The following is a 3,593-nucleotide window of genomic DNA, read 5'->3' on the forward strand; positions in this document are numbered from 1 at the left end:
CGAAATTGGGTCTGTAGCTCAGTTGGTTAGAGCGCACCCCTGATAAGGGTGAGGTCGGCAGTTCGAATCTGCCCAGACCCACCAATTTTGTGTGGGAAACGCCTGTAGAAATACGGGGCCATAGCTCAGCTGGGAGAGCGCCTGCCTTGCACGCAGGAGGTCAGCGGTTCGATCCCGCTTGGCTCCACCACTACTGCTTCTGAAGTAAAGCTTAGAAATGAGCATTCCATCGAATCGATGATGAATGTTGATTTCTAGTCTTTGACTAGTTCGTTCTTTAAAAATTTGGGTATGTGATAGAAAGATAGACTGGACGTTACTTTCACTGGTAACGGATCAGGCTAAGGTAAAATTTGTGAGTTTAATCGCGAATTTTCGGCGAATGTCGTCTTCACAGTATAACCAGATTGCTTGGGGTTATATGGTCAAGTGAAGAAGCGCATACGGTGGATGCCTTGGCAGTCAGAGGCGATGAAAGACGTGGTAGCCTGCGAAAAGCTTCGGGGAGTCGGCAAACAGACTTTGATCCGGAGATGTCTGAATGGGGGAACCCAGCCATCATAAGATGGTTATCTTAAGCTGAATACATAGGCTTAAGAGGCGAACCAGGGGAACTGAAACATCTAAGTACCCTGAGGAAAAGAAATCAACCGAGATTCCCTTAGTAGTGGCGAGCGAACGGGGACTAGCCCTTAAGTGGCTTTGAGATTAGCGGAACGCTCTGGAAAGTGCGGCCATAGTGGGTGATAGCCCTGTACGCGAAAGTCTCTTAGTCATGAAATCGAGTAGGACGGAGCACGAGAAACTTTGTCTGAATATGGGGGGACCATCCTCCAAGGCTAAATACTACTGACTGACCGATAGTGAACTAGTACCGTGAGGGAAAGGCGAAAAGAACCCCGGAGAGGGGAGTGAAATAGATCCTGAAACCGTATGCGTACAAGCAGTGGGAGCCTACTTTGTTAGGTGACTGCGTACCTTTTGTATAATGGGTCAGCGACTTATATTCAGTGGCGAGCTTAACCGAATAGGGGAGGCGTAGCGAAAGCGAGTCTTAATAGGGCGTTTAGTCGCTGGGTATAGACCCGAAACCGGGCGATCTATCCATGGGCAGGTTGAAGGTTAGGTAACACTGACTGGAGGACCGAACCGACTACCGTTGAAAAGTTAGCGGATGACCTGTGGATCGGAGTGAAAGGCTAATCAAGCTCGGAGATAGCTGGTTCTCCTCGAAAGCTATTTAGGTAGCGCCTCATGTATCACTGTAGGGGGTAGAGCACTGTTTCGGCTAGGGGGTCATCCCGACTTACCAAACCGATGCAAACTCCGAATACCTACAAGTGCCGAGCATGGGAGACACACGGCGGGTGCTAACGTCCGTCGTGAAAAGGGAAACAACCCAGACCGTCAGCTAAGGTCCCAAAGTTATGGTTAAGTGGGAAACGATGTGGGAAGGCTTAGACAGCTAGGAGGTTGGCTTAGAAGCAGCCACCCTTTAAAGAAAGCGTAATAGCTCACTAGTCGAGTCGGCCTGCGCGGAAGATGTAACGGGGCTCAAACCATACACCGAAGCTACGGGTATCACTTAGGTGATGCGGTAGAGGAGCGTTCTGTAAGCCTGTGAAGGTGAGTTGAGAAGCTTGCTGGAGGTATCAGAAGTGCGAATGCTGACATGAGTAACGACAATGGGTGTGAAAAACACCCACGCCGAAAGACCAAGGTTTCCTGCGCAACGTTAATCGACGCAGGGTTAGTCGGTCCCTAAGGCGAGGCTGAAAAGCGTAGTCGATGGAAAACAGGTTAATATTCCTGTACTTCTGGTTATTGCGATGGAGGGACGGAGAAGGCTAGGCCAGCTTGGCGTTGGTTGTCCAAGTTTAAGGTGGTAGGCTGAGATCTTAGGTAAATCCGGGATCTTAAGGCCGAGAGCTGATGACGAGTTACCCTTTGGGTGACGAAGTGGTTGATGCCATGCTTCCAAGAAAAGCTTCTAAGCTTCAGATAACCAGGAACCGTACCCCAAACCGACACAGGTGGTTGGGTAGAGAATACCAAGGCGCTTGAGAGAACTCGGGTGAAGGAACTAGGCAAAATGGCACCGTAACTTCGGGAGAAGGTGCGCCGGTGAGGGTGAAGCACTTGCTGCGTAAGCCCACGCCGGTCGAAGATACCAGGCCGCTGCGACTGTTTATTAAAAACACAGCACTCTGCAAACACGAAAGTGGACGTATAGGGTGTGACGCCTGCCCGGTGCCGGAAGGTTAATTGATGGGGTTAGCTAACGCGAAGCTCTTGATCGAAGCCCCGGTAAACGGCGGCCGTAACTATAACGGTCCTAAGGTAGCGAAATTCCTTGTCGGGTAAGTTCCGACCTGCACGAATGGCGTAACGATGGCGGCGCTGTCTCCACCCGAGACTCAGTGAAATTGAAATCGCTGTGAAGATGCAGTGTATCCGCGGCTAGACGGAAAGACCCCGTGAACCTTTACTATAGCTTTGCACTGGACTTTGAATTTGCTTGTGTAGGATAGGTGGGAGGCTTTGAAGCGTGGACGCCAGTCTGCGTGGAGCCATCCTTGAAATACCACCCTGGCAACTTTGAGGTTCTAACTCAGGTCCGTTATCCGGATCGAGGACAGTGTATGGTGGGTAGTTTGACTGGGGCGGTCTCCTCCTAAAGAGTAACGGAGGAGTACGAAGGTGCGCTCAGACCGGTCGGAAATCGGTCGTAGAGTATAAAGGCAAAAGCGCGCTTGACTGCGAGACAGACACGTCGAGCAGGTACGAAAGTAGGTCTTAGTGATCCGGTGGTTCTGTATGGAAGGGCCATCGCTCAACGGATAAAAGGTACTCCGGGGATAACAGGCTGATACCGCCCAAGAGTTCATATCGACGGCGGTGTTTGGCACCTCGATGTCGGCTCATCACATCCTGGGGCTGAAGCCGGTCCCAAGGGTATGGCTGTTCGCCATTTAAAGTGGTACGCGAGCTGGGTTTAGAACGTCGTGAGACAGTTCGGTCCCTATCTGCCGTGGACGTTTGAGATTTGAGAGGGGCTGCTCCTAGTACGAGAGGACCGGAGTGGACGAACCTCTGGTGTTCCGGTTGTCACGCCAGTGGCATTGCCGGGTAGCTATGTTCGGAAAAGATAACCGCTGAAAGCATCTAAGCGGGAAACTTGCCTCAAGATGAGATCTCACTGGAACCTTGAGTTCCCTGAAGGGCCGTCGAAGACTACGACGTTGATAGGTCGGGTGTGTAAGCGCTGTGAGGCGTTGAGCTAACCGATACTAATTGCCCGTGAGGCTTGACCATATAACACCCAAGCAATTTGCGTCGAAAGGCCAGATTGCGGTGTGGTGAAGACGAAACGAACCGAAAGTTCGAGAGCAACCCACAAACATCACATACCCGATTCGCTGCAACGTCGAAAGACGCTACAGCTCAAGAATTTCTTGACGACCATAGAGCATTGGAACCACCTGATCCCATCCCGAACTCAGCAGTGAAACGATGCATCGCCGATGGTAGTGTGGGGTTTCCCCATGTGAGAGTAGGTCATCGTCAAGATTAAATTCCGAAACCCCAATTGC

At 51.2% G+C, this 3,593-nt stretch carries 2 tRNA genes and 2 rRNA genes; all 4 read left to right on the forward strand.

The window, feature by feature from the left end:
• The first annotated feature begins 7 nt into the window (after positions 1-7).
• The 4 genes from K9857_RS29975 (at position 8) to rrf (ending at position 3,570) form a co-directional block, all read left to right on the forward strand.
• Positions 8-84 (forward strand) — tRNA-Ile (locus K9857_RS29975).
• Between the two features lie 30 nt (positions 85-114).
• Positions 115-190, forward strand: a tRNA-Ala gene (locus K9857_RS29980).
• 233 nt (positions 191-423) lie between these two features.
• Positions 424-3,315 (forward strand): 23S ribosomal RNA (locus K9857_RS29985).
• 139 nt (positions 3,316-3,454) lie between these two features.
• A 5S ribosomal RNA gene (rrf, locus tag K9857_RS29990) occupies positions 3,455-3,570 on the forward strand.
• Positions 3,571-3,593: the final 23 nt, after the last annotated feature.

It is taken from the genome of Pseudomonas sp. REP124, assembly GCF_020164475.1.
Classification (GTDB): Bacteria; Pseudomonadota; Gammaproteobacteria; order Pseudomonadales; family Pseudomonadaceae; genus Aquipseudomonas.